At 74.0% G+C, this 23,507-nt stretch carries 19 protein-coding genes, 1 pseudogene and 1 riboswitch; of the genes and pseudogenes, 17 read left to right on the top strand and 3 right to left on the bottom strand.

Annotation, left to right across the window (positions count from 1 at the left end):
• The first annotated feature begins 41 nt into the window (after positions 1-41).
• The 12 genes and pseudogenes from hpnC to ABD363_RS02950 all read left to right on the top strand — a co-directional run bounded on the left by hpnC (position 42) and on the right by ABD363_RS02950 (position 10,856).
• Positions 42-974, top strand: coding sequence for a squalene synthase HpnC (gene hpnC, locus ABD363_RS03000; protein WP_425577931.1), 933 nt, complete (start codon positions 42-44; stop codon positions 972-974).
• Complete coding sequence (hpnD, locus tag ABD363_RS02995; protein WP_344599760.1) at positions 971-1,921, top strand: presqualene diphosphate synthase HpnD; 951 nt, start codon at positions 971-973, stop codon at positions 1,919-1,921. Before hpnC ends, hpnD begins: the two co-directional genes overlap by 4 nt.
• Positions 1,921-2,061, top strand: a complete 141-nt coding sequence (locus ABD363_RS32525; protein ID WP_425577930.1) for a DUF6380 family protein — start codon at positions 1,921-1,923, stop codon at positions 2,059-2,061. Before hpnD ends, ABD363_RS32525 begins: the two co-directional genes overlap by 1 nt.
• A complete protein-coding gene (gene hpnE / locus ABD363_RS02990) occupies positions 2,058-3,485 on the top strand; it encodes a hydroxysqualene dehydroxylase HpnE (RefSeq protein WP_344599759.1) in 1,428 nt (475 codons plus the stop codon). Before ABD363_RS32525 ends, hpnE begins: the two co-directional genes overlap by 4 nt.
• Positions 3,482-4,612 carry a polyprenyl synthetase family protein gene (locus tag ABD363_RS02985; protein ID WP_344599758.1) on the top strand — a complete coding sequence of 377 codons (1,131 nt, stop codon included), beginning with the start codon at positions 3,482-3,484 and terminating at the stop codon, positions 4,610-4,612. The genes hpnE and ABD363_RS02985 overlap by 4 nt, the downstream gene beginning before the upstream one ends.
• 119 nt (positions 4,613-4,731) lie before the next feature.
• On the top strand, positions 4,732-6,786 hold the full coding sequence (shc, locus tag ABD363_RS02980) for a squalene--hopene cyclase (protein ID WP_344599757.1): 2,055 nt from the start codon (positions 4,732-4,734) through the stop codon (positions 6,784-6,786).
• Positions 6,786-7,427, top strand: coding sequence for a phosphorylase family protein (locus tag ABD363_RS02975; RefSeq protein WP_344599756.1), 642 nt, complete (start codon positions 6,786-6,788; stop codon positions 7,425-7,427). The genes shc and ABD363_RS02975 overlap by 1 nt, the downstream gene beginning before the upstream one ends.
• A gap of 5 nt (positions 7,428-7,432) precedes the next feature.
• Positions 7,433-8,455 carry an adenosyl-hopene transferase HpnH gene (gene hpnH / locus ABD363_RS02970; protein ID WP_344599755.1) on the top strand — a complete coding sequence of 341 codons (1,023 nt, stop codon included), beginning with the start codon at positions 7,433-7,435 and terminating at the stop codon, positions 8,453-8,455.
• Positions 8,433-8,669: pseudogene (locus tag ABD363_RS02965) on the top strand (1-deoxy-D-xylulose-5-phosphate synthase); the annotation flags it as partial. The gene hpnH and the pseudogene ABD363_RS02965, both read left to right, overlap by 23 nt.
• Positions 8,670-10,052, top strand: coding sequence for an aspartate aminotransferase family protein (locus tag ABD363_RS02960; protein WP_344599754.1), 1,383 nt, complete (start codon positions 8,670-8,672; stop codon positions 10,050-10,052).
• Between the two features lie 64 nt (positions 10,053-10,116).
• Positions 10,117-10,740 carry a helix-turn-helix domain-containing protein gene (locus tag ABD363_RS02955; protein WP_344599753.1) on the top strand — a complete coding sequence of 208 codons (624 nt, stop codon included), beginning with the start codon at positions 10,117-10,119 and terminating at the stop codon, positions 10,738-10,740.
• Entirely contained in the window at positions 10,737-10,856 is a 120-nt protein-coding gene (locus ABD363_RS02950) for a DUF6126 family protein (RefSeq protein ID WP_344599752.1), read from the top strand. The genes ABD363_RS02955 and ABD363_RS02950 overlap by 4 nt, the downstream gene beginning before the upstream one ends.
• 10 nt (positions 10,857-10,866) lie before the next feature.
• Here the strand turns inward: ABD363_RS02950 and ABD363_RS02945 are convergent, their stop codons facing one another.
• On the bottom strand, positions 10,867-11,664 hold the full coding sequence (locus ABD363_RS02945; protein ID WP_344599751.1) for a tyrosine-protein phosphatase: 798 nt from the start codon (positions 11,662-11,664) through the stop codon (positions 10,867-10,869).
• Between the two features lie 169 nt (positions 11,665-11,833).
• Between ABD363_RS02945 and ABD363_RS02940 the strand changes: the two genes are divergently transcribed.
• The 4 genes from ABD363_RS02940 to ABD363_RS02925 all read left to right on the top strand — a co-directional run bounded on the left by ABD363_RS02940 (position 11,834) and on the right by ABD363_RS02925 (position 18,154).
• Complete coding sequence (locus ABD363_RS02940) at positions 11,834-13,912, top strand: alpha-galactosidase (protein WP_344599750.1); 2,079 nt, start codon at positions 11,834-11,836, stop codon at positions 13,910-13,912.
• Between the two features lie 310 nt (positions 13,913-14,222).
• Positions 14,223-14,383, top strand: a riboswitch (cyclic di-AMP (ydaO/yuaA leader).
• 4 nt (positions 14,384-14,387) lie between these two features.
• Positions 14,388-15,347 carry a M23 family metallopeptidase gene (locus ABD363_RS02935; protein ID WP_344599749.1) on the top strand — a complete coding sequence of 320 codons (960 nt, stop codon included), beginning with the start codon at positions 14,388-14,390 and terminating at the stop codon, positions 15,345-15,347.
• Positions 15,348-15,625: 278 nt separating this feature from the next.
• Positions 15,626-16,411: an SGNH/GDSL hydrolase family protein gene (locus ABD363_RS02930; protein ID WP_344599951.1), complete on the top strand. Its 786-nt coding sequence runs from the start codon at positions 15,626-15,628 to the stop codon at positions 16,409-16,411.
• Between the two features lie 516 nt (positions 16,412-16,927).
• A complete protein-coding gene (locus ABD363_RS02925; RefSeq protein WP_344599748.1) occupies positions 16,928-18,154 on the top strand; it encodes an MBL fold metallo-hydrolase in 1,227 nt (408 codons plus the stop codon).
• A 187-nt stretch (positions 18,155-18,341) separates the two neighbouring features.
• Here ABD363_RS02925 and ABD363_RS02920 read toward each other — a convergent pair whose 3' ends face one another.
• Together ABD363_RS02920 and ABD363_RS02915 are read right to left on the bottom strand one after the other, a co-directional pair.
• A complete protein-coding gene (locus ABD363_RS02920) occupies positions 18,342-19,436 on the bottom strand; it encodes a hypothetical protein (protein ID WP_344599747.1) in 1,095 nt (364 codons plus the stop codon).
• The gene (locus ABD363_RS02915) at positions 19,433-21,100 is read right to left on the bottom strand and encodes a M48 family metallopeptidase (RefSeq protein ID WP_344599746.1); all 1,668 of its coding nucleotides are present in this window, start codon (positions 21,098-21,100) and stop codon (positions 19,433-19,435) included. Before ABD363_RS02915 ends, ABD363_RS02920 begins: the two co-directional genes overlap by 4 nt.
• An 853-nt stretch (positions 21,101-21,953) precedes the next feature.
• Between ABD363_RS02915 and ABD363_RS02910 the strand changes: the two genes are divergently transcribed.
• Positions 21,954-23,507: sensor histidine kinase (locus tag ABD363_RS02910; protein WP_344599745.1), on the top strand; the 1,554-nt coding region annotated here is incomplete at its 3' end.

Below are 23,507 nucleotides of genomic sequence, written 5' to 3'. Positions count from 1 at the left end.
GTGACGGCGATGGCTACGGAAACTCCCCGGCTCCGCACAGCATGTGCCGTCCCCGCCCGGGGCAGCCGGCGGTGACGGGAACCGGTACGGCGCGCCCCGTGGACCCGGAGCGCGCCACGCTCGGCAAGGCCGCGGGCGAGAACTTCCCCGTGGCCCCGTTCTTCCTGCCCGGGGCCTGGCGCGACGACCTGATGGCCGTCTACGGCTTCGCCCGCCTGGTCGACGACATCGGCGACGGCGACCTGGCCCCCGGCGGGGCCGACGCCCGCCTCCTCGGCGTCCCGCCCGAGCGGGCCGGGGACCCGCTGGTGCTGCTGGACGCCTTCGAGGCCGACCTGCGCCGGGTCTTCGACGGGGAGCCGCGCCACCCGCTGCTGCGCCGCCTGCGGCCGACCGTCCGCCGCCACGCGCTGACCCCGGGGCCGTTCCTCGACCTGATCGCCGCCAACCGTCAGGACCAGCTGGTCAAGCGGTACGAGACCTACGACGACCTGCTGTCCTACTGCGCGCTGTCCGCCAACCCGGTCGGCCGTCTGGTCCTCGCCGTCACCGGCACCTCGACACCCGAACGGATCCGCCGCTCGGACGCGGTCTGCACGGCCCTGCAGATCGTCGAGCACCTCCAGGACGTCGCCGAGGACCTGGCCCGCGACCGCGTCTACCTGCCCGCCGAGGACATGCGGCGCTTCCACGTCCGCGAGGCGGACCTCGCCGCGGCGAGCGCCGGCGCATCGGTGCGCGCCCTGGTCGCGTACGAGGCGCAACGCGCCCGCGAGCTGCTGGGCGAAGGCATCCCCCTGGTGGGCAGCGTGCACGGCAGACTGAGGCTGCTGCTCGCGGGCTTCGTCGCGGGGGGACGGGCGGCCGTCGAAGCGATCGCCGCCGCCGGCTACGACGTACTTCCCGGCCCGCCCAAGCCCGGCAAGCTCCGGTTGCTGCGCGAGGTGGGCGTGACTCTGCGAGGAGAGGGGTGATCCGGACCGTGGAGTCTGCGCCGCGCATGTCCGCACCGGTGCTCGCCGCCTACGGCTACTGCGAGACCGTCACCGGGCAGCAGGCCCGTAACTTCGCCTACGGCATCCGCCTGCTGCCGGCGCCCAAGCGCCGCGCGATGTCGGCGCTGTACGCCTTCTCGCGCCGGGTCGACGACATCGGCGACGGCACGCTCGGCGCCGACGTCAAGGCCGCCCGGCTGGAGCAGACCCGGGCGCTGCTCACCCGGATCCGCGAGGGCGCGGTCGGCGAGGACGACACCGACCCGGTCGCGGTCGCCCTCGCCCACGCCGCCGCGCACTTCCCGATCCCGCTCGGCGGCCTGGACGAGCTCATCGACGGCGTGCTGATGGACGTCCGCGGCGAGACCTACGAGACCTGGGACGACCTGAAGGTGTACTGCCGCTGCGTGGCGGGCGCCATCGGGCGGCTCTCGCTCGGCGTGTTCGGTACCGAGCCGGGAGCGCGCGGCGCCGAGCGCGCACCGGAGTACGCCGACACGCTCGGGCTCGCGCTCCAGCTCACCAACATCCTCCGGGACGTCCGCGAGGACGCCGAGGGCGGGCGGACCTATCTGCCCGCCGACGACCTCGCCAAGTTCGGCTGCTCGGCCGGATTCGCCGGACCGACCCCGCCGCGGGGCTCCGACTTCGCGGGCCTGGTGCACTTCGAGGTGCGTCGGGCCCGCGCCCTCTTCGCCGAGGGCTACCGGCTGCTCCCCCTGCTCGACCGGCGCAGCGGCGCCTGTGTCGCCGCCATGGCCGGCATCTACCGCCGCCTGCTCGACCGCATCGAGCGGGACCCGGAGGCCGTGCTGCGCGGCCGGGTCTCCCTGCCCGGGCACGAGAAGGCCTACGTCGCCGTGCGCGGCCTGTCCGGGCTGGACACCCGGCACGTCACCCGGCGTACCGTCAGGAGGCGCGCCTGATGGACACACCGGTCCGTGACGACGCCCCCGGCGCGAAACGGCGGGCAACCCTTCGGCGGCGCGCGGCGTCCCCGGCCACGACGGCCCGCCGGGCGGCGCCGCACCCGCACGGCGGTCGCACGGGGGAGGGCGCGCCATGACCCACGGCACGCGGTCCGGGGGACCGCTCACGGAGGTCCCGGCCCGCTCCGGCCGGCACGCGGTCGTGGTCGGCGGCGGGCTCGCCGGCATCACCGCCGCGCTCGCGCTCGCCGACGCCGGGGTGCGCGTCACCCTGCTGGAGGGCCGGCCGCGCCTGGGCGGACTCGCCTTCTCCTTCCGGCGCGGCGACCTGACCGTCGACAACGGCCAGCACGTCTACCTGCGCTGCTGTACCGCCTACCGCTGGTTCCTCGACCGCATCGGGGGCACGGCGCTCGCTCCGCTGCAGGACCGTCTCGACGTGCCCGTGGTCGACGTGGCCAGGCCCGAGGGACGGCGGCTCGGCAGGCTGCGGCGCGACGCGCTGCCCGTCCCCCTGCACCTGGGGCGCAGCCTCGCCGCCTATCCGCACCTGTCGCTCGCCGACCGCGCCCGGGTCGGCCGGGCCGCGCTCGCCCTCAAGGGGCTCGACCCCGCCGATCCGGCCCTGGACGCGCAGGACTTCGGCAGCTGGCTGGCCGCGCACGGCCAGTCGGCACGTGCCGTCGAGGCCCTGTGGGACCTGGTCGGGGTCGCCACCCTCAACGCGGTCGCGGACGAGACCTCCCTGGGGCTGGCCGCGATGGTGTTCAGGACCGGTCTGCTGTCCGACCCGGGCGCGGCCGACATCGGCTGGGCGCGCGTCCCGCTGGGCGACCTGCACGACCGGCTGGCCCGCAAGGCGCTCGACTCCGCGGGCGTGCGCACCGAGCTCCGTACCCGCGTCACCGCCGTCTCCTCCGACGGCGACGGGGGCTGGAGCGTCCGGGTGCCCGGCGAGACGCTCCGGGCGGACGCGGTCGTGCTGGCCGTGCCGCAGCGCGAGGCGCACGGCCTGCTGCCCGCGGGCGCGCTCGACGCCCCCGAGCGGCTGCTGCGGATCGGCACCGCCCCCATCCTCAACGTGCACGTGGTCTACGACCGCAAGGTGCTCGCCCGGCCCTTCCTGGCGGCCCTGGGCACCCCGGTGCAGTGGGTGTTCGACCGGACCGAGGCCTCCGGGCTGACGGACGGCCAGTACCTCGCGCTGTCCCAGTCGGCCGCGCAGGACGAGATCGACGAACCCGTGGCCGCGCTGCGCGCGCGGTACCTGCCCGAACTGCGGCGGCTGCTGCCCCGTACGCGCGACGCCGCGGTGCTGGACTTCTTCGTGACCCGGGAGCGCGCGGCGACGTTCGCTCCCGCACCCGGCGTCGGACGGTTCAGGCCCGGCGCCCGCACCAAGGCACCCGGCCTGTACCTGGCCGGAGCGTGGACCGCCACCGGGTGGCCCGCGACCATGGAGAGTGCGGTCCGCAGCGGTGTCGGTGCGGCGGGCGCCGCGCTCGGCGCGCTCGGCCGGTCCCGCGATCGCCTCCCCGGCTTCTTCGAGGAGGCGGCATGAGAACCGATCCGCGTGGCACGGGCTCCCGCACCTTCGGTACCGCAACAAGAGGAGAGACTGTGCCCACTGTGCCCCCGGCCTCGAAGGCTGCCGACGCGGTGGACGTGACCGCACTGCTGGAGCGCGGCCGGACCCTGGCCACGCCGGTGCTGCGGGCGGCCGTCGACCGCCTGGCGCCGCCCATGGACACCGTGGCGGCCTACCACTTCGGGTGGATCGACGCCGAGGGCAACCCCGCGGACGGCGACGGCGGCAAGGCCGTGCGCCCCGCGCTCGCCGTGCTCTCCGCGGAGGTCACCGGCGCCGCGCCCGAGACGGGCGTGCCCGGGGCCGTCGCTGTCGAGCTGGTCCACAACTTCTCGCTGCTGCACGACGACCTGATGGACGGCGACGAACAGCGCCGGCACCGCGACACCGTCTGGAAGGTGCACGGCCCCGCCCAGGCCATCCTGGTCGGCGACGCCCTGTTCGCCCTGGCCAACGAGGTGCTGCTGGAACTCGGCACCGTCGCGGCGGGCCGCGCCGCCCGCCGCCTCACCACCGCGAGCCGGGCCCTGATCGACGGTCAGGCCCAGGACATCTCCTACGAGCACCGCGACCGCGTCAGCGTCGAGGAGTGCCTGGAGATGGAGGGCAACAAGACCGGCGCCCTGCTGGCCTGCGCCAGCTCCATCGGCGCGGTGCTCGGCGGCGCGGACGAGAGCACCGCCGACGCGCTGGAGAAGTACGGCTACCACCTGGGCCTGGCCTTCCAGGCCGTCGACGACCTGCTCGGCATCTGGGGCGACCCGGAGGCCACCGGCAAGCAGACCTGGAGCGATCTGCGCCAGCGCAAGAAGTCCCTGCCGGTGGTGGCCGCGCTCGCCGAGGGCGGCCCCGCCTCCCGGCGGCTCGGCGAGATCCTCGCCGCCGACGCCAAGAGCAGCGACTTCGCGACCTTCTCCGAGGAGGAGTTCGCGGCCCGCGCCGCCCTCATCGAGGAGGCGGGCGGCCGGGAGTGGACGGCGAAGGAGGCACGCCGTCAGCACGCCATCGCCATCGAAGCCCTCGACGCCGTCGACATGCCCGACCGCGTACGGGCGCGGTTCAGGGCGCTCGCCGACTTCGTCGTCGTACGAAAGAGATGATCACTATCGGCCGAATAACCCTCGCGTAGTCGCCGGCCGGTGCCACGGGGAGAAGGACACCGGCCGACGGCGGACCCACAGCAGACGCACGACTTGCAGGACTGCACGAAGGGGAAGCCATGACAGCGACGACCGACGGAAGCACCGGGGCCACCCTGCCGCCCCGCGCAGCCGCGGCCAGCGAAACGGACACCGACACCCCCGTGGCGGCCGGGGCGCACGACGCCGCCGTACGCGCCGTCCGACGCGCGACCGACTTCCTGCTGGCCCGGCAGGACGCCGAGGGCTGGTGGAAGGGCGACCTCGAGACGAACGTCACGATGGACGCCGAGGACCTGCTGCTGCGGCAGTTCCTCGGCATCCTGGACGAGGAGACCGCGCGGGCCGCCGCCCTGTTCGTCCGGGGCGAGCAGCGCGAGGACGGCACCTGGGCCACCTTCTACGGCGGCCCCGGCGAGCTGTCCACCACCGTCGAGGCCTACGTCGCCCTGCGCCTGGCCGGCGACGCGCCGGACGCGCCGCACATGGCGAAGGCCGCCGCCTGGATCCGCGAGCAGGGCGGCATCGCCGCCACCCGCGTCTTCACCCGGATCTGGCTCGCCCTGTTCGGCTGGTGGAAGTGGGAGGACCTGCCCGAACTCCCGCCCGAGCTCATCTACTTCCCCACGTGGATCCCGCTCAACATCTACGACTTCGGCTGCTGGGCCCGCCAGACCATCGTCCCGCTGACCATCGTCTCGGCGAAGCGGCCGGTGCGGCCCGCGCCCTTCCCGCTCGACGAACTGCACACCGACCCGGCCCGCCCCGCCCCTCCGAGGCCCCTCGCCCCGGCGGCGAGCTGGGACGGCGCCTTCCAGCGCCTCGACCGGGCGCTGCACGTCTACCACAGGATCGCCCCGCGCCGGCTGCGCCGGGCCGCGATGAACACCGCCGCCCGCTGGATCATCGAACGACAGGAGAACGACGGCTGCTGGGGCGGCATCCAGCCCCCGGCCGTGTACTCGATCATCGCACTGTACCTGCTCGGCTACGACCTTCAGCACCCCGTGATGCGCGCGGGACTGCAGTCACTGGACCGGTTCGCCGTCCGGCGCGAGGACGGCGCCCGGATGATCGAGGCCTGTCAGTCCCCGGTGTGGGACACCTGCCTGGCGACCATCGCGCTGGCCGACGCCGGGCTGCCCGCGGACCACCCGCAGCTGGTGAAGGCCGCGGACTGGATGCTCGGCGAGCAGGTCGTGCGGCCCGGCGACTGGTCCGTACGGCGGCCCGGGCTGCCGCCCGGCGGCTGGGCGTTCGAGTTCCACAACGACAACTACCCCGACATCGACGACACCGCCGAGGTGATCCTCGCGCTGCGCCGGGTCAGGCACCACGACCCGGAGCGGGTCGAGAGGGCGATCGGACGCGGGGTGCGCTGGAACCTCGGCATGCAGTCCAGGAACGGCGCCTGGGGCGCCTTCGACGTCGACAACACCAGCCCCTTCCCCAACCGGCTGCCCTTCTGCGACTTCGGCGAGGTCGTCGACCCGCCGTCGGCGGACGTCACCGCGCACGTCGTGGAGATGCTGGCCTACGAGGGACTCGCCCACGACCCGCGCACCCGGCGCGGCGTCCAGTGGCTGCTTTCCGAACAGGAGCCGGACGGCTCGTGGTTCGGGCGCTGGGGCGTCAACTACCTCTACGGCACCGGATCCGTGGTGCCCGCCCTGGTCGCGGCCGGGCTGCCCGGCGCGCACCCGGCGATCCGCCGCGCGGTGGCCTGGCTGGAGTCCGTCCAGAACGACGACGGCGGCTGGGGCGAGGACCTGCGCTCCTACCAGGACGCCCGGGGATGGAGCGGCCGGGGCGCCTCGACCGCCTCGCAGACCGCGTGGGCGCTGATGGCGCTGCTGGCGGCGGGGGAGCGGGAGTCGGGGGCCGTCGAACGCGGCGTCGCGTGGCTGGCCGCCACCCAGCGGGAGGACGGCTCCTGGGACGAGCCGTACTTCACCGGCACCGGCTTCCCCTGGGACTTCTCCATCAACTACCACCTCTACCGGCAGGTCTTCCCGCTCACCGCCCTGGGCCGGTACGTCAACGGAGAGCCCTTCGAGCGGCAGCCCCCCGCCGGGGGACAGCTCGCCCAGCCGTCCTCCGCCGGAAAACCCCTCGCCGGGGCCGAGGAGGGCTGATGAGCGCCCAGCCCGCCGCGGCCCCGCTGCTGATCGCCTGCGCGCTCGGCATCGAGCGGCTCGCCCTGCGCACGGGCGGTCGCGGCGGGGCCGGCGGGCCGGTCACCGTCCTGCGGACGGGCATGGGCCCCCGGGCGGCCGAGCGCTCCGTCACCCGGGCCCTCGCCGGTCCGGCGCTCGGCGGCGCCGCCGTGCTGGCCACAGGCTTCTGCGCGGGCCTCGCCCCCGGTATGCACCCCGGCGACCTGGTCGTCGCCGACGAGACCCGCGATCCGCGCGGCACCGTCCCGTGCACCGGGACCGCACTGCTCGTCGAGGAGCTCGGGCGCGCCGTGCCCGGGCGCACCGTCCACACCGGACCGCTCACCGGGTCCGGTCACGTCGTCCGCGGTCACGAACGGCCGAAGCTGCGCGCGACCGGCGCCGTCGCCGTCGACATGGAGTCCGCGGCCACACTCCTGAGCGCCGTACGGGCGGGCGAGCGCCCGGTTGCGGCCGTCCGGGTGGTCGTGGACGCCCCAGAACACGAACTCGTCCGGATCGGCACGGTGCGCGGTGGAATATCGGCCTTCCGTGTCCTTCGTTCCGTGCTTCCCGCCTATCTCGAATGGCACCGTTCTTTGCCGCTCCCCCGGAGGTGAGCCAGATGGCCATGCCGTTGCGCCAGTCCATCAAGGTCGCTACATACCTGGCCGAACAGAAGCTCCGCGGGCGGGACAAGTTTCCGCTCATCGTCGAATTGGAACCGCTCTTCGCCTGCAACCTCAAGTGCGAGGGCTGCGGCAAGATCCAGCATCCGGCGGGCGTGCTCAAGCAGCGGATGCCGGTCGCGCAGGCCGTGGGCGCGGTGCTGGAGTCCGGTGCGCCGATGGTGTCGATCGCCGGCGGCGAGCCGCTGATGCACCCTCAGATCGACGAGATCGTGCGCCAGCTGACGGCCAAACGGAAGTACGTCTTCCTGTGCACCAACGCCGTACTGCTGCGCAAGAAGATCGACAAGTTCACGCCGTCCCCCTACTTCGCCTTCGCCGTGCACATCGACGGGCTGCGCGAGCGGCACGACGAGTCCGTCGCGAAGGAGGGCGTCTTCGACGAGGCCGTGGCGGCGATCAAGGAGGCCAAGCGGCGCGGCTTCCGGGTCACCACCAACTCCACCTTCTTCAACACCGACACCCCCCAGACCGTCGTCGAGGTCCTGAACTACCTCAACGACGAACTCGGGGTCGACGAGATGATGATCTCGCCCGCCTACGCCTACGAGAAGGCCCCCGACCAGGAGCACTTCCTGGGCGTGGAGCAGACCCGCGAGCTGTTCAGGAAGGCGTTCGCCGGGGGCAACCGGCGCCGCTGGCGGCTCAACCACTCCCCGCTGTTCCTGGACTTCCTCGAAGGAAAGATCGACTTCCCGTGCACGGCCTGGGCGATCCCGAACTACTCGCTCTTCGGCTGGCAGCGGCCCTGCTACCTGATGAGCGACGGATACGTGCCGACGTACCGGGAGCTGATCGAGGAGACCGACTGGGACAAGTACGGCCGCGGCAAGGACCCGCGCTGCGCCAACTGCATGGCGCACTGCGGCTACGAGCCGACCGCCGTCCTGGCCACCACGGGGTCCCTGAAGGAGTCCCTGCGCGCCCTGCGCGAGACGGTCTCCGGGAACCGGGGCTGACGTCGTGGTGCCGGCGCCGGGCGACGCCGACGTGCCCGTGCGGCGGTTCGGGGCCCCGGAGCGGTTCCTCGCGCACGCCGAGCGCGCCGAGGTGCTCGCCGGCGTCGGCCTCACCCCCGTCGGGATCGCCGGGCGGATCGGCGCGAGCCGGGCCGCCGGGGAACAGCGGCCGGAAGGCGTCCGGGCCGTCCTGCCAGTGCAAGGAGAGACCTGAATGACCACGGAGTTCGACCTCGGCGCCCTCCTGGCCGAGCGCGGAGCCGAGCGCTACGAGCTGCACGCCCGGCACCTGAACCACCAGCTCCCGCGCATGCTGCGCACCATCGGCTTCGACAAGGTCTACGAGCGCGCCGAGGGCGCGTACTTCTGGGACGCGGACGGCGAGGACTACCTGGACATGCTCGCCGGGTTCGGGGTGATGGGCCTGGGCCGCCACCACCCCGTCGTGCGCAAGGCGCTGCACGACGTCCTCGACGCCTCCCTCGCCGACCTCACCCGCTTCGACTGCCCGCCGCTGCCCGGGCTGCTGGCGGAGCGGCTGCTGTCGTACAGCCCGCACCTGGGCCGGGTGTTCTTCGGCAACAGCGGCACCGAGGCCGTCGAGACCGCGCTGAAGTTCGCCCGGTACGCGACCGGCCGGCCCCGCGTCCTGTACTGCGACCACGCCTTCCACGGGCTGACCGCCGGTTCCCTGTCCGTCAACGGCGAGTCCGGCTTCCGCGACGGCTTCGCCCCGCTGCTGCCCGACACCTGCGTCCCGCTCGGCGATCTCGACGCCCTGGCCCGGGAACTGGCGCGGGGCGACGTCGCCGCCCTGATCGTCGAGCCGATCCAGGGCAAGGGCGTGCACGAGGCCCCGCCGGGCTATCTGCGCGCCGCCCAGGAGCTGCTGCACCGGCACAAGGCGCTGCTGATCGCCGACGAGGTGCAGACGGGTCTGGGCCGCACCGGCCGCTTCTACGCCTATCAGCACGAGGACGGCGTCGAACCGGACCTGGTGTGCGTGGCCAAGACGCTCTCCGGCGGCTACGTGCCGGTGGGCGCCACCCTCGGCAGGGACTGGATCTTCCAGAAGGTCTACTCGTCGATGGACCGGGTGCTGGTCCACTCGGCCAGTTTCGGGGCCAACGCGCAGGCCATGGCGGCCGGGCTCGCCGTGCTGTCGGTCCTGGAGAACGAGCGGCTCGTCGCGAACGCCGCCGCCACCGGCGAGCTGCTGAAGTCCCGGCTCCAGGCGCTGACCGACAAGTACGAACTGCTCGCCGAGGTCCGCGGCCGGGGCCTGATGATCGGCATCGAGTTCGGCCGCCCCCGGTCGCTGAAGCTGCGCGGCCGCTGGGCCGTGCTGCAGGCGGCGCGCAAGGGGCTGTTCGCGCAGATGGTGGTCGTCCCGCTGCTGCAACGGCACCGGATCCTCACCCAGGTCTCCGGGGACCACCTGGAAGTGATCAAGCTGATCCCGCCGCTGATCATCGGCGAGCGGGAGGTGGACCGGTTCGTGGACGCCTTCACCGAGGTGATGGACGACGCCCACGGCGGCGGCCTGATGTGGGACTTCGGCAAGACCCTGGTCAGGCAGGCGGTGGCCCACCGGTGACCGCGGCTTTTGCCTCTGGGGCAAGGAAATTGCCGCAGAGGCAAAAATCGGGCTCAATGGAGGCATGAACCCCGCCGAGTCCGAGCCCTCGGACGGGCCCGTCGAAGCGGTGCCCGCCGTGGCCCCGCAGCTGCGCGCCCTGCGGCGCCGCGCCGCCCTCACCCTGGAGGCCGCGGCCCGTGCCGCCGGGCTGTCGCCCGCCCACCTCTCCCGCCTGGAGACCGGGCAGCGCCAGCCCTCCCTGCCGATGCTGCTCGCCCTCGCCCGCATCTACGGTACGACCGTCTCGGAACTGCTCGGCGAGACGGTCGCCGACCGGGACGCCGTCGTACGCGCCGCCGAGATGGAGCCGACCGCCGCGGGCGGCTGGACCTACTGGCAGGCCGGCGCGTCCGGCCGCGGGATGCAGGCGCTGCGGGTCCACGTGCCGTACGGCTCCCAGGGCGACATCGTGCGCGTGCATCCGGGGGAGGAGTGGCTGTACGTCCTCAGGGGGCGGCTTCGGCTGCGGCTCGGGGACGCGGCGCACCGGCTCGGCCCGGGCGACAGCGCGCACTTCGACTCGCTGACCCCGCACCGCATCGCGGCCCAGGACCCCGGCGGGGTCGAGCTGCTGTTCGTCCACACCCTGTTGCAGAGTCCCACGGCCACGCTGTGCCTGGGCCCGACCCCCGGAGACGCGCCATGAGCGACATGGAGGAGAAGTTCCCCCGCGGCCTGTGGATACGGCTGATCGTCTACATCGCCGTGGGCCACCTGTTCGCGGCCTTCATCTACCTGCTGTTCGAGGTGGGCGCGAAGTAGTCCCGGCGGTTCAGTCGAGCAGGCGCTCGCGCAGCCGCTCCCGGGTCCGCGGGGTGATGCCCAGTCCCCTCTCCAGGTAGGCGTCGACGCCGCCCCACGTCTGCTCGACGGTCTCGAAGGCGGCCGTCAGATACTCGGCACGCGCGTCGAACAGCGGGCTGAGCAGCTCCATCACCTCGGGGGAGTAGGCCGAGGGGGAGCTGGAGCTGCGGTGCACCTTGTAGCGGCGGTGCTTGGCGTTGGACTTCAGGTAGTCGTCGAGGATCGCCTCGCGCTCGACGCCCAGGGCCAGCAGCGTCACCGCGACGGACAGGCCCGCGCGGTCCTTGCCGGCCGCGCAGTGCATCAGCGCGGGCACGCTGTCCTCGGCGAGCGCGTGCAGCACCCGGGAGTGCTCGGCGGTGCGCTCCTTGACGATCGTGCGGTACGAGGTGATCATCCGCTGCTCGGCCCTGCCGTCGGCCAGGATCTCCCGCAGCTGGTCGAGGTCGCCGTCGCGGACCATCCTCCAGAACTCGGCGCCGTCGGCCGGGTCGGTCAGCGGCAGGTTGACGTTGCGCACGCCCGGCAGCTCGACGTCCGGCCCCTCCAGCTTCTGGTCGGCCGCGTTGCGGAAGTCGAAGATCGTGTGCAGGCCCAGGGAGGCGAGGAAGGCGGCGTCCGCCGCGGTCGCGTGCGCGAGGTGGCCGCTGCGGAACAGCACCCCGTGCCGCACCCGGCGGCCGTCCACGGTCGGCAGTCCGCCCACGTCGCGGAAGTTGCGCACGCCGGCCAGTTCGGGCTCGGTCGACGGGACCTGCTGCGTCACGGGGGACTCCTCCCACTCCCTCCCGCCGACGCGGCTCGTCGGCGGGCGCCACTCGACGATACGCCATGGCTTCCCGGCGCCACGGGTTGTCCACAGGCGTTGCCGAACCGGCGGACGGCCCTCGATGATGTCGGGACGTGGGTGGACCTGTTCGTGCTCGGGGGGCTGCATGCTGGAAATCTCGGAAACCGGCCGTACCTGGGTCCTCTCCGGGCCGGCCAGCAGCTACGCCCTCCACCTCACCGCACGCGACGAACTCGTGCACCTGCACTGGGGCCCGAGGATCGCCCTCGCCGACGCCGAGGCGCTCGCCGTGCGCCCGCTGCCGGACTACTGGCCCTTCGAGTCCCCGCTCGACGGACGCGAGGAGTACCCGGTCGAGGGCGGTCCCCGCTTCGTCCGGCCCGCCCTCGCCGTGCGCACCGGGGAGCGGCGCGGCACCGAATGGACCTTCGAGCGGGACGAGCGGGACGAGAGCGACGGCGGCGAACTGCGGCTGCTGTTCCGCGACGGCGGACTGGGCGTCACGCTGCACTACCGCATGCGGGGCGACGTCGTGGAGCGCTGGGTGACCCTGGAGAACCGGGGCCCGGCGGTCGAACTGCTGCGCGCCGACTCCGCCACCTGGACCCTGCCCGACCGCGACGGCTGGCGGCTGTCCCAGCTGCACGGCCGCTGGGCCGCGGAGTCCCGGCTCGCCCGCTTCCCGCTCGCCCACGGCGAGCAGGTCATCGGCAGCCGCCGCGGCCACACCGGGCACCAGCACCTGCCGTGGGTCGCGCTCGACACCGACGCCACCGAGGAGCGCGGCGAGGTCTACGGCTGCGCGCTCGGCTGGTCGGGCTCCTGGCGGATCTGTGTCGCCCGGCTCCCGGACGCGCGGGTGCAGATCACCGGCGGCGCCGGCCACGACGACTCCGGCCTGCTGCGGCTGGCCGCCGGGGAGACCTTCACCACACCCGTCTTCGCCGGCCTGTGGAGCGACGGCGGCTTCGGCGGCGCGAGCCGCGCCTGGCACGCCTACCAGCGCGCGTACGTCGTCCCGGACGCGGACCGGGACCGGCCGGTGCTGTACAACTCCTGGGAGGCCACCGGGTTCGACATCTCCGAGGAGCAGCAGCGGGCGCTCGCGCGGCGGGCCGCGGAGCTGGGCGTCGAACTGTTCGTGGTCGACGACGGCTGGTTCGGCGCGCGCACCGGAGACCGGGCCGGCCTCGGCGACTGGACGCCCAACCCCGACCGCTTCCCCCGCGGCCTGGCCCCGCTCGCCGCGTACGTGCACGGCCTCGGCATGCGGTTCGGCATCTGGGTCGAGCCCGAGATGGTCAACCCGGACAGCGACCTGTACCGCGCCCACCCGGACTGGGTGCAGCACCAGAAGGGACGCAGGCGGACGGAGTTCCGCCATCAGCTCGTCCTCAACCTCGCCCGCGAGGACGTCCGGGAGTACCTGTGGGAGCAGCTCGACGGGCTCCTCTCCAGCGCCCCGATCGACTACGTCAAGTGGGACTTCAACCGCTGCTTCACCGACGCGGGCTGGCCCGGCGACCCGTATCCGCAGCGGCTGTGGGTCGACCATGTGCGCGCCCTGTACGCGCTGCTGGACCGGTTGCGGGCGGCCCACCCGGGGGTCGCCTTCGAGTCCTGCTCGGGCGGCGGCGGCCGGATCGACCTCGGCGTGCTCGCCCGCACCGACCAGGTGTGGACCTCGGACAACACCGACCCGCTCGACCGGCTCGCCATCCAGGAGGGCTTCAGCCAGATCCACCCGGCCCGCGTGATGGCCGCCTGGGTCACCGACAGCCCGAACGCCATGCTCAACGGCCGGAAGAGCTCCCTGCGGTTCCGGTTCGTGAGCGCCATGGCCGGGGTGCTCGGCATCGGCGGCGACCTCACGAAGTGGACCGGGGAGGAGCTCGCCGAGGCCCGGGAGTGGGTGAGCCGTTACAAGGAGATCCGGCCCCTGGTGCAGCGCGGGGAGCTCCACCGGCTCAGGCCGCCCCGGGGCGGCCTGAGCGCCGTGCAGTACGTGCTCGGCGACGAGACCGCCGTCCTCGCCTGGCTCCAGGCGCAGCACCACGGCGAGCCCGTCCCGGCGCTCCGGCTGCGTGGTCTCGACCCGGCAGCATCGTATGAATGCCGCGAAACGGGCGAAGTGCACCGGGGGGCGGTGCTGTTGCACCACGGGCTGCGGACCGGGTTGCGAGGCGACCTCGATGCGACGGTCATCCACTTGCGTCGCCTCTGACCCTTCTGTCCGTATTGGCGGCTTTTGCTGTAACTCCCTGCGCGCTGAGGGGAGCTGGAGCGGCGTCACGTGAGGAGCGTCATACCCGTGACCGTCCGTTGCCCGTCATGCTCACGTAATTCGCGTGACCCACAAGGGATTTCCGGAAAGGAAACAGGGCCGAAATCGACGGAGGGTGACCGGGGATTCCAGTAGTGGATCAAGTCGATCCGCAATTCCGCACAACCTTCGCTTGTCCCTGTGCGTCCTGGTCGCTTACGTTCGCCACCGATCCGGACGGACGCCGAATCCTGCCGCCGACCGGAGCCCGCACACCCACCCACCCGTGTACGGCAGGAGCGGGGGACCCACAGGTACGACTGCCTGTTCCGGTTCCCGGACCAGGCTTGGGGTAAAGCCGCGCCCCTCGGCGCGACCGGACATCTCCAGTCCGCACCCGACAGCTCACCTCGCAGGCGCCGGAGAGGAATGCGCCATGCCCGCGAAGGGTAAGCACCGCCGCAGCAAGACCCAGCGTTTCACCCGTTCCATCGCCGCCGCCGGAACCGGCGGCGCCGCGCTCGCCCTCCCGCTCCTGGGAGCCACGGGTGCCCACGCCGCGCCCGCCCAGTCCGTCCCGGAAAAGGCCGTCCAGTCCCTGCCGGCCGCCGAGAGGACGACCGCGGACGAGAACACGGGCACGCGGACCTACACCGTGAAGGCCGGCGACTACCTCTCGAAGATCGCCGACGAGGAGAACGTCAGCGGCGGCTGGAAGAAGCTGTACGCGGACAACCGCGAGGCCGTCGGTGACGACCCGTCGCTGATCCACCCCGGCCTGAAGCTCGCGCTCGGCAAGAAGGCCGCGACGAGCACCGCCGAGTCCTCCTCCCCGTCGGAGTCCCCCGAGTCCTCCGCGGCGCAGCCGTCGGCGGAGCCCGCGCAGCCCTCCGAGTCCACGCAGTCCGCCCCGTCGAAGCCCTCGTCGGCCGCGTCCCCCGAGCAGGACGCGGCCGCCGGGCAGTCCGCCGGCACCACGAACGCCTCCAGCGGCTACACCCTCCCGGTGAGCGGCGCCGGCGTCGGCACCGCCTACCGCGTGGCCGGCAGCATGTGGTCCAGCGGCTACCACACCGGTGTCGACTTCGTCGTCCCGACCGGCACCTCCCTCAAGGCGGTGGCCGCGGGCACGGTCGTCTCCGCGGGCTGGGGCGGCGCGTACGGCAACCAGGTCGTCATCAAGCTCGACGACGGCCACTACGCCCAGTACGCCCACCTGTCCTCGCTGTCGGTCTCGACCGGTCAGACCGTGACCGCCGGTCAGCAGGTCGGCCTGTCCGGCGCGACCGGCAACGTGACCGGGCCGCACCTGCACTTCGAGATCCGCACCACGCCGAACTACGGCTCGGACGTGGACCCGGTGGCCTACCTCCGCTCGCACGGCGTCTCCATCTGACACCGGCCGGCACCGCCCGCCCGACGAGCCGCCGAAGGCCGGACCCCGATCCCCGGGTCCGGCCTTCGGTCTTCGGTCCCCGGATCCGGCCGCCGTGCTCCGCGAGCAACGGGTCCGGGGCGCCAACACCCCTGGACAAAGCCCTATTCCGGAATTGGCCAACACTTTAGGAGTGGCTTATCTCACCGCCCGTCAACCCCTCCTTACGGTCGCGTAGGTCACATTCCACGGTGAATCATGGTCATGTGGCAGACGATTCGAAGAGTGACAGCAGATCAGTGATCGGGTCGTACGTTGCGGTGGGGGACAGCTTCACCGAGGGCGTCGGCGACCCCGGCCCCGACGGGGCGTTCGTCGGCTGGGCCGACCGGCTCGCCGTGCTGCTCGCGGACCTCAGGCCGGAAGGCGACTTCACCTACACCAACCTCGCCGTACGCGGCAAGCTGCTCGACCAGATCGTGGCGGACCAGGTGCCGCGGGCCGTCGAACTGGCGCCGGACCTGGTCTCGTTCTGCGCGGGGGGCAACGACATCATCCGGCCCGGCACCGACCCGGACGACGTGGCCGAGCGCTTCGAACGGGCGGTCGCCGCGCTCACCGAGGCGGCCGGCACCGTCATGGTGACGACCGGCTTCGACACCCGCGGGGTGCCCGTGCTCAAGCATCTGCGCGGCAAGATCGCCACGTACAACGGGCACGTGCGGGCCATCGCCGACCGGTACGGCTGTCCGGTGCTCGACCTGTGGTCGCTCCGGAGCGTCCAGGACCGCAGGGCCTGGGACGCCGACCGGCTGCACCTGTCGCCCGAGGGGCACACGCGCGTGGCGCTGCGCGCCGGGCAGGTCCTCGGCCTGGAGGTGCCGGCCGACCCGGAGCAGCCCTGGCCGCCGCTGCCGCCGCGCGGCACCCTGGAGATCCGCCGGGACGACGTGCAGTGGGCGCGCGACTACCTGGTGCCGTGGATCGGGCGCAGGCTGCGCGGGGAGTCGTCCGGGGACCGGGTGACGGCGAAGGGGCGGCTGGCGCTGGAGGACATCAGGATGCGGATCGCTTCGGTGGCCTGAGCCGGGGCTGAGCAGGAGCGGGGGCAGCCCGGATCTCCCGGGTCCGTGACCGCCCGCAGAACCCCGGCCCCGGTTCCCGGACGGCGCCCGCCCCTTCCGCACCCGGCACCAGGCCCGGGTGCGGCGTCGGCCCCCGGCGGGCCCGCCGGGGAAGCGACCGGCCGCGGCACCGCACCTCCGGGCGGGACCGAACCGGTCCCGCCTCGCCACGGGGACCGCTCGAGCCACAAAGCGCGCGGGTGGTGGCCCAGCGCCCGCCGGGGCCGGGGACCTCGCCGCAGGTGCGCCCGGAGGACCACGCCACCAGGCGGAGGAAGAGGGGCCGGGGCGGGGCGGGCGGGGGCACGGGCCGTGGGACCACTCCCCGGATGCCGCCACGGCGCCGCGCACGGGCGCCCTCACGGATACGGCGCGCGGGCGGCCCGGACGCGGCAGCGGCGGGAACGGCGAAGCGGGCCGGCGGATCGAAGGGGGCGGCCATAATGGAGAGCCTGATCGACTCCACCTGGAGGTACCGTGGCCGGTTTCCGTTCCCTGAACTCGGGGGTCAGCGCGCTGCGGCCCGCGGCCTTCGGCGTGGACCCGAGCGGGGAGCGCATGGCGCGCATCCGCAGATCGCCCCACTTCGCGAACGGGGTGTTCCAGAACCCCGGCGGCCCCGCCCGGACCCGGCCCTCCGGCTCGGGGAAGGACCTCGCGAAGGTCTACCTCGACCGGGAGGCGCGCGCCCGCCGCGCCCCGCGGGGCGCCGTCCCGGTGCACGCCACCACGCTCGCCGACATATCCCGGCCCCCCGCCACCGGGCTGCGCCTGACCTGGATGGGCCACTCCAGCGTGCTGGCGGAGATCGACGGGCAGCGGGTGCTGTTCGACCCCGTGTGGGGCGAGCGCTGTTCGCCGTTCGCCTTCGCCGGACCGCGCCGGCTGCACCCGGTTCCGGTGCCGCTCGCCGCGCTCGGCCCGGTCGACGTCGTCGTCGTCTCGCACGACCACTACGACCACTTGGACATGCCCACGATCAAGGCGCTGGCCGGCACGGACACCCTGTTCGCCGTGCCGCTCGGGGTCGGCGCCCACCTCGAGCACTGGGGTGTCTCCGCCGGCCGGCTGCGCGAGCTGGACTGGCACGAGACGACGGAGGTCGGCGGCCTCACCCTGACCGCCACCCCGGCCCGCCACTTCTGCGGCCGCGGCCTGCGCAACACCCAGCACACGCTGTGGGCCTCCTGGGTCGTCGCCGGTGAGGAGCACCGGGTCTACCACAGCGGCGACACCGGGTACTTCGAGGGCTTCAAGGACATCGGCGCCGGGCACGGCCCGTTCGACGCCACGATGATCCAGATCGGCGCGTACAGCGAGTTCTGGCCCAAGGACCACACGGACTCCACGCCGCTGCCCGGGCCGTGGCCGGACATCCACATGACGCCCGCCCAGGGGGTGCAGGCCCACCTCGACCTGCAGGGGGGCGGTCCGGGCGGGGTGCTGCTGCCGATCCACTGGGGGACGTTCAACCTCGCGTCGCATCCCTGGGCCGAGCCGGGGGAGTGGACGCTGGCCGCGGCCGACGCGGTCGGACAGGCGATCGCCGTCCCGGTCCCGGGCCGGCCCTTCGAGCCCGCCGGAGACCTCCCCACGCACCCCTGGTGGCGGGAGGTGTCCCTGCCGCTGAACCGCAAGTGGCCCGTCCCGGAGATCACCCCGGAGACGTCCCGTGACGGCCTCGACCTCGTGGGCGAGGGCTGACCGCGGACGAGCTGAGGCGCGTGCCGGCATCCCGGCAGCCCCGCCGGAAGCCGGACGGCCGCCCCCGGACGTCGCCGGACGCGGCGCGCGGTCCGGCCGGACAGCAGGGCGGAACTCCTTCTTCCCCGGACCGCGCGGGAGCGGCGCTCGACGGACGACCGGGTGCCGCCCCCGCATCCCGCCGCCGTCAGCCCGCGGCGGCGACCGCCTGCGCCGACGAGTCGCGGACCGCGCAGTAGTACGCCGTCATGTCGGCGCCGCTGCCCCGGTAGCGCCAGGGCAGCGCGTTCACATGACCGTCCACGAGCCGGAACTGCTCGATCGCCATCTCGTCCCGGTCCTGGAGCGAGAGGTAGTACGCCAGCAGGTGGCGCAGCTCCGGCAGCCGCGGATGGGTCGGGTCGGCCGCGGCGGCGTCCGCCAGGCCCGCGTCGACCCGCGCCACCATCTCGGGCGTGCGGTCGCCCTCGGCGTCGTCGGACTCGTCGTGCTCGAAGTGGGCGACCAGCGGGAGCACGGTCAGCAGGCTGCCCAGCGGCGCCTTCGCCGCGGCCTGTTCGGCGAACTCCATGGCCAGCCGCTCCGAGCCGCGCCACTTCTTGCACCAGTACTGGAGCGCCCGCCAGTGCCCCTCGTAGTGGTGCGGGGCGCGTGCGGTGATCTCCGCCCACAGCTTGTCCATCTCGGCGTGCGGGTAGCCCAGGCCGAGCGCCACCGAGATCTCCGTGACGTACGGCGTGGGGTCGTCGGGGCTGAGCGCCGCGGCCCGCGCGATCTCGTCGCGGGAGCGGTGCAGCATCCGGTGGAAGCCGGCGAACTGCTCCTGCGTCGTGTACTCGGCCCGCTTGGCGCCGCGGAGCCGCCCGGCGAGGGTGATCGTGCTGCTGGCCCGGACCACGGCGGCGTCCGGGTCGTCGGGGCGGGCGGCCTCCCAGGCGAGCAGCCAGGTGTCGTCCTCCGCCGCCAGCCCCGCCAGCTCCCCGACGGCCATCGACCGCCGGTCCCAGTCCCGCCCGATGCCCCGCAGCAGCTCGGCCGCCGCCTGCCAGTCGCCGCCGCTCACGCGGCTCAGCGCCGCTTCCCAGCCCGCAGGCAGCGGGCCGGCGTGCTCGGTGTTCTGCCGGTCGGCGGGCAGCAGGCCGAGCTTCTCGGCCGCCTCGGCGGCGGCGTCCTCGTCATGGCTCGGGGAGAAGAACTCCCTGAGGAAGACCCAGGCCAGCCATCCGAAGAAGAGCAGCGTGGGGACGGCCAGGATCACCAGGATCCACAGCACTACGGTCATCGGGGAGTGTCCGTTTCTCGGTTCGCGGGGTCGGTCGGAGTGAGGGGCAGCAGGGCGCGCAGCGGGCCGGTGTCCGGGTGGTCGGCGACCGCGGCGACCACGGCGGGGCCGATCAGGTCGTTCAGCGTCGTGTCGGACGGCGGCGCCGGTTCCCCCGGCGCGGGCAGCAGCCGCGCGGTCGCCGCCCGCTCCCAGGAGAACTCCCAGCGCAGCCGGGCGCGTGCGCTGAACTCGGCCAGCACCATGCGGTGCAGCGACTCGGCCAGGGCCGGCCGCGCGAACTCCCGGAAGACGCGCCCCTTCGCGGCCGCCGCCTCGTCGGACAGCGGCAGCCGCCGGGCCAGTTGCCACAGCCGGCCGTCGTCGATCAGGTCGAGCAGGGCGGGCAGGGTCGGGCGCGTCCTGGTGTACAGGGCCAGGGCCCGGTGCAGGGGGGTGTCGAGGTTCGCGAGCTGGACGGTCATCGAGCCGTCGAGCAGCTCCGGCCAGTCGGCCGTGCGCCGGAACCGCCGCACCTCCTCGGTCAGGACCGCGTCCTCCAGGGCCGCCAGGGTCCGTCCGGGGTCGGACAGCAGGCCGATGGCTGCGCCCCTGCCCTCGTCGGTGCGGTGGTCGGCGGGCAGTTCCTCGATGCGGCGGACGCGGTCGGCGATCGGCGGGTGGGAGTCGTACGGCGAGGCGGGCTCGGCCGGCAGCTCGGTGCGCAGCCCGGCCAGTTCCAGCTGACGGGCGCTCAGCATCCGGCCGAAACCGCCGAACGTCTCACCGCGCGGCGGCAGCAGCTCGGCGTTCTCGCCCAGGGTGACGTAGTGGCGCAGGTAGAAGCCGAACGCGGCGTCCAGCACGGGGATCTCGCGCAGGGCCGAGGCGGTGGCGTCCCGGCCGGCGATCCGGGCGGCCGCGGCGTCGGCGGCGTACTCCTGGCTGCGGGCGCCGGCCAGCGTGGCGCGGAGGTACAGCTTGGCGTACGCGGTGTAGATCCGGGCCATCGCGCGGTACGTGACGCCCCGGTGCCGGGTGTCGACCTCGCTCGTCTTCTTGCCCTTGGCCGCGGCCTTGGCGTTCTTCTTCTCCTGCCGGGCCCGTTCGCGTGCCGCGCTCTTCCCGGCGAGCTCCTCGAAGTGCCCGACGGTGCGCAGGATCTGGGCGCGGCCGCGCAGGGTGACGGCGGCCAGGCGGGTGTCGGCGTGCGAGTAGTGGCCCAGTTCGTGTGCGAGGACCGACCTGAGCTGGGCCTCCGTCAGCCCCTGGAGGAGGGGCACGCCGAGGTGGAGGCGGCGCGGGCCGGGCAGCAGGCCGAGCAGACGGGCGTCCTCGGCGACGGCCGCGTTGACGTCCGGCGTCAGCAGGATGCGGGACGGCGCGCGCGTGCCGATCCGGTCGGCCAGCTCCCGCACGGTGCGCCACAGGGCGGGCTCGTCGGCCTCCGTGACGGGCAGGCCGGGAACTTCCTCCGCCTTCGGCGTGCGCAGCATGAACAGGCCGCGGACCAGCGGAATCGCCAGCAGCACGGAGACGAGGTACAGCTTCGCCGCGACGCCCGAGGGGGCGTGCAGGTACAGCAGGTAGTCGAGGCCGGCGAGCACCGCCAGCAGCAGGACGCCGAGCAGGTAGAAGCCGGCGAGCAGCAGGAGGGCGCGCAGCGCGCGCAAGGTCACGCCCATCGGGCAGGGGCCCCCACGGGATATCGGGTTGACGGCGTCGGGTGCGGCGACACGGGTGCCGCGGCTGGTCGCGGCCGGGGCGAGGGGGGCTCGCGGACGGTCGTGATCAGTGGTTGTGGGGGGAAGCGGAGTATGACCCACCAGGGGGTTGACGTGCAAGACGTGTTCATGGCAGGCCGGTCGGTGGCGGTCCGGGAGCGGGCGCGGCCGAGCCGCCGGCGAGCCGGTACGGGCGGAACCGGCCGGCCCGGCCGCTGCGCGGCGGCGAGACCGTGCCGCCTTCGCAGCTGACGGAGACAGCTCAGGCCAAAGCCGATACGCTCAGTGACGATCCGGGGAATGCGGTCGAGGGCGCCAGGGCGCCCGAAACCGTTCCGGCGGACTGACCGAGGGGGATCGGACGCCGGGTGGCGGGGCGGGAGGGTGAGGGGCTTCCCGGCACTCGCCCCCTGTTCATGACTACTCCTGATCAGGGACGATCGTTTTCGGCCTGTTTCAGAGCGAGCGTCTGAACGGCTTATCGGCCGGTCGTACGAAACCTCATACCAGAGCGGGACGCCCGCCGGGCGAGTTTGTCAACTGCCTCCCGCACATGATGCGCTGACGACTACGGTGAGTGCCGGTCGGGCGGCGCAGGGTCGCACGCACGCCCGCTCGACGGCATCGCGACGCCCCGTGCCCGGCACGCCGGCCGCACCGGGCCGCGTCGAAGGGACCACCGCCGTGGAGCACGGCGGATCACAAGGATCAGGGAGTGGGGTCTGGCCAGGTGCAGGCGCAAGGCGGACGAGCGAGCGGAGGCGACGGGGCTCCCCGCCGCCCGGGCCCGACGACCGGAAGCCCGGCGGCGTCCGTGCCCGCCGAGCACGCCGTGGAACCGGCGGATCCCGGACACAGCCGCACGTTCCGGGTGATCCCGGCCGGGAGCCGTGAACCCGGCCGGACCGCACCGGACCCGGCCGGCGCCCGGACCGGCCCGGGGACACCGACGGCTCACCCGCGTGCCCCGGCCCGCGCGGACCGCCGTGAGGGCGAGCGGCACGGCCGGCCGGCCCTCCGCGCCGCCGCCGCGCCGCCCGAGGTCCCGGTACGGTCCCGCCTGCTGCGCCTGGCCGTGCTGCCGCCCGTCGCGGTCGCCCTCAGCGGCTGCGCGGCCGTCCTGTTCACGGTCCGCTCCGCCGCAGTCCGCCCGGGGCCGGCCCTGTGGGCGGTGCTCGCCGGCGCGGTCGCGGTGACCCTCGCGGGCATCCTGGTCGCCGCCGTGGCCGCGCACCGCGCCGCGCGGTCCGTGCACGAACGCGTCGGCGCCCTGCGCCGCTCCACCGCCCGCCGCGAGGACGAACTGCGCGCCCTGGCCGAGTCGTTGCGCCGTGGCGACGGCCCGCCGCAGCGCGGGCCGCGCCCCGGCCCGGAGGGGAACGCCGATCCGGCGGAGAACACCGATCCGGCGAGGAACGCCGACCAGGCCGGGAACGCCGACCAGGCCGGGAACGCCGACCAGGCCGAGGACACCGAGGACGCCGACGCCTTCGAACTGCTCGCCGCCGACCTGGCCCGCGCGCACGACGGCGCCGTCACCGCCGTCGTCCGGGCCGCCCGGCTGTCCAGCCGGGCGGACAGCGAACAGAAGCTGGAGGTCTTCGTCAACCTCGCCCGGCGCCTGCAGTCGCTGGTGCACCGCGAGATCTCCCTCCTCGACGAGCTGGAGCACCAGATCGAGGACCCCGACCTGCTCAAGGGCCTCTTCCACATCGACCACCTCGCCACCCGCACCCGCCGCCACGCCGAGAACCTCGCCGTGCTCGGCGGCGCCGTCTCCCGCCGCCAGTGGAGCAACCCGGTCCCCGTGACCGAGGTGCTGCGCTCGGCCATCGCCGAGGTCGAGCAGTACGCGCGGGTCAGACTGGTGCCGCCGGTCGAGGGCACCCTGCGCGGCCACGCCGTCGCCGACGTCATCCACCTGCTGGCCGAACTCGTGGAGAACGCCACGGTGTTCTCCGCCCCGCACACCCAGGTGCTGCTGCGCGTGAACCCCGTCGCCTCCGGACTCGCCGTCGAGGTCGAGGACCGCGGCCTGGGCATGCCGCCCGACGAGCGGAACCGGATGAACGCCCTGCTCGCCGACCCCGACCGGGTCGACGTCGGCCGCCTGCTGGCGGACGGCCGCATCGGGCTGTTCGTCGTCTCCCAGCTGGCCCGGCGGCACGGCATCGCCGTGCGGCTGCAGGCCACCGTCCACGGCGGGGTGCGGGCGGTCCTGATGGTGCCGCGGGCGCTGCTGGGCACGGACCCGGCGCAGCCGCGGGACACCGCCGGCACCGGCCCGGCGCCCGCACCGCAGCCCCGGCCGCCGCAGCCCGCGGCCGGCCCGGACACGCGGACGACGCCCGCCGCCCCCGCGCCCACG

It is taken from the genome of Streptomyces glaucus, assembly GCF_039533365.1.
In the GTDB taxonomy this organism is placed as follows: domain Bacteria; phylum Actinomycetota; class Actinomycetes; order Streptomycetales; family Streptomycetaceae; genus Streptomyces; species Streptomyces glaucus.
The sequence above is the reverse complement of the archived record's forward strand: the minus strand, read 5'-3'. Positions and strand labels throughout refer to the sequence as shown.

Bases quoted from the DNA above. Each gene is read 5' to 3' on its own strand.
- hpnH (WP_344599755.1), top strand. From the start codon at position 7,433: ATGGCCATGCCGTTGCGCCAGTCCATCAAGGTCGCTACATACCTGGCC.
- shc (WP_344599757.1), top strand. From the start codon at position 4,732: ATGACAGCGACGACCGACGGAAGCACCGGGGCCACCCTGCCGCCCCGC.
- ABD363_RS02940 (WP_344599750.1), top strand. From the start codon at position 11,834: ATGCTGGAAATCTCGGAAACCGGCCGTACCTGGGTCCTCTCCGGGCCG.
- ABD363_RS02920 (WP_344599747.1), bottom strand. From the start codon at position 19,436: ATGACCGTAGTGCTGTGGATCCTGGTGATCCTGGCCGTCCCCACGCTG.
- ABD363_RS02955 (WP_344599753.1), top strand. From the start codon at position 10,117: ATGAACCCCGCCGAGTCCGAGCCCTCGGACGGGCCCGTCGAAGCGGTG.
- ABD363_RS02915 (WP_344599746.1), bottom strand. From the start codon at position 21,100: ATGGGCGTGACCTTGCGCGCGCTGCGCGCCCTCCTGCTGCTCGCCGGC.
- ABD363_RS02935 (WP_344599749.1), top strand. From the start codon at position 14,388: ATGCCCGCGAAGGGTAAGCACCGCCGCAGCAAGACCCAGCGTTTCACC.
- ABD363_RS02960 (WP_344599754.1), top strand. From the start codon at position 8,670: ATGACCACGGAGTTCGACCTCGGCGCCCTCCTGGCCGAGCGCGGAGCC.
- ABD363_RS02975 (WP_344599756.1), top strand. From the start codon at position 6,786: ATGAGCGCCCAGCCCGCCGCGGCCCCGCTGCTGATCGCCTGCGCGCTC.
- ABD363_RS02985 (WP_344599758.1), top strand. From the start codon at position 3,482: ATGAGAACCGATCCGCGTGGCACGGGCTCCCGCACCTTCGGTACCGCA.
- hpnE (WP_344599759.1), top strand. From the start codon at position 2,058: ATGACCCACGGCACGCGGTCCGGGGGACCGCTCACGGAGGTCCCGGCC.
- ABD363_RS02950 (WP_344599752.1), top strand. From the start codon at position 10,737: ATGAGCGACATGGAGGAGAAGTTCCCCCGCGGCCTGTGGATACGGCTG.
- ABD363_RS32525 (WP_425577930.1), top strand. From the start codon at position 1,921: ATGGACACACCGGTCCGTGACGACGCCCCCGGCGCGAAACGGCGGGCA.
- hpnC (WP_425577931.1), top strand. From the start codon at position 42: ATGTGCCGTCCCCGCCCGGGGCAGCCGGCGGTGACGGGAACCGGTACG.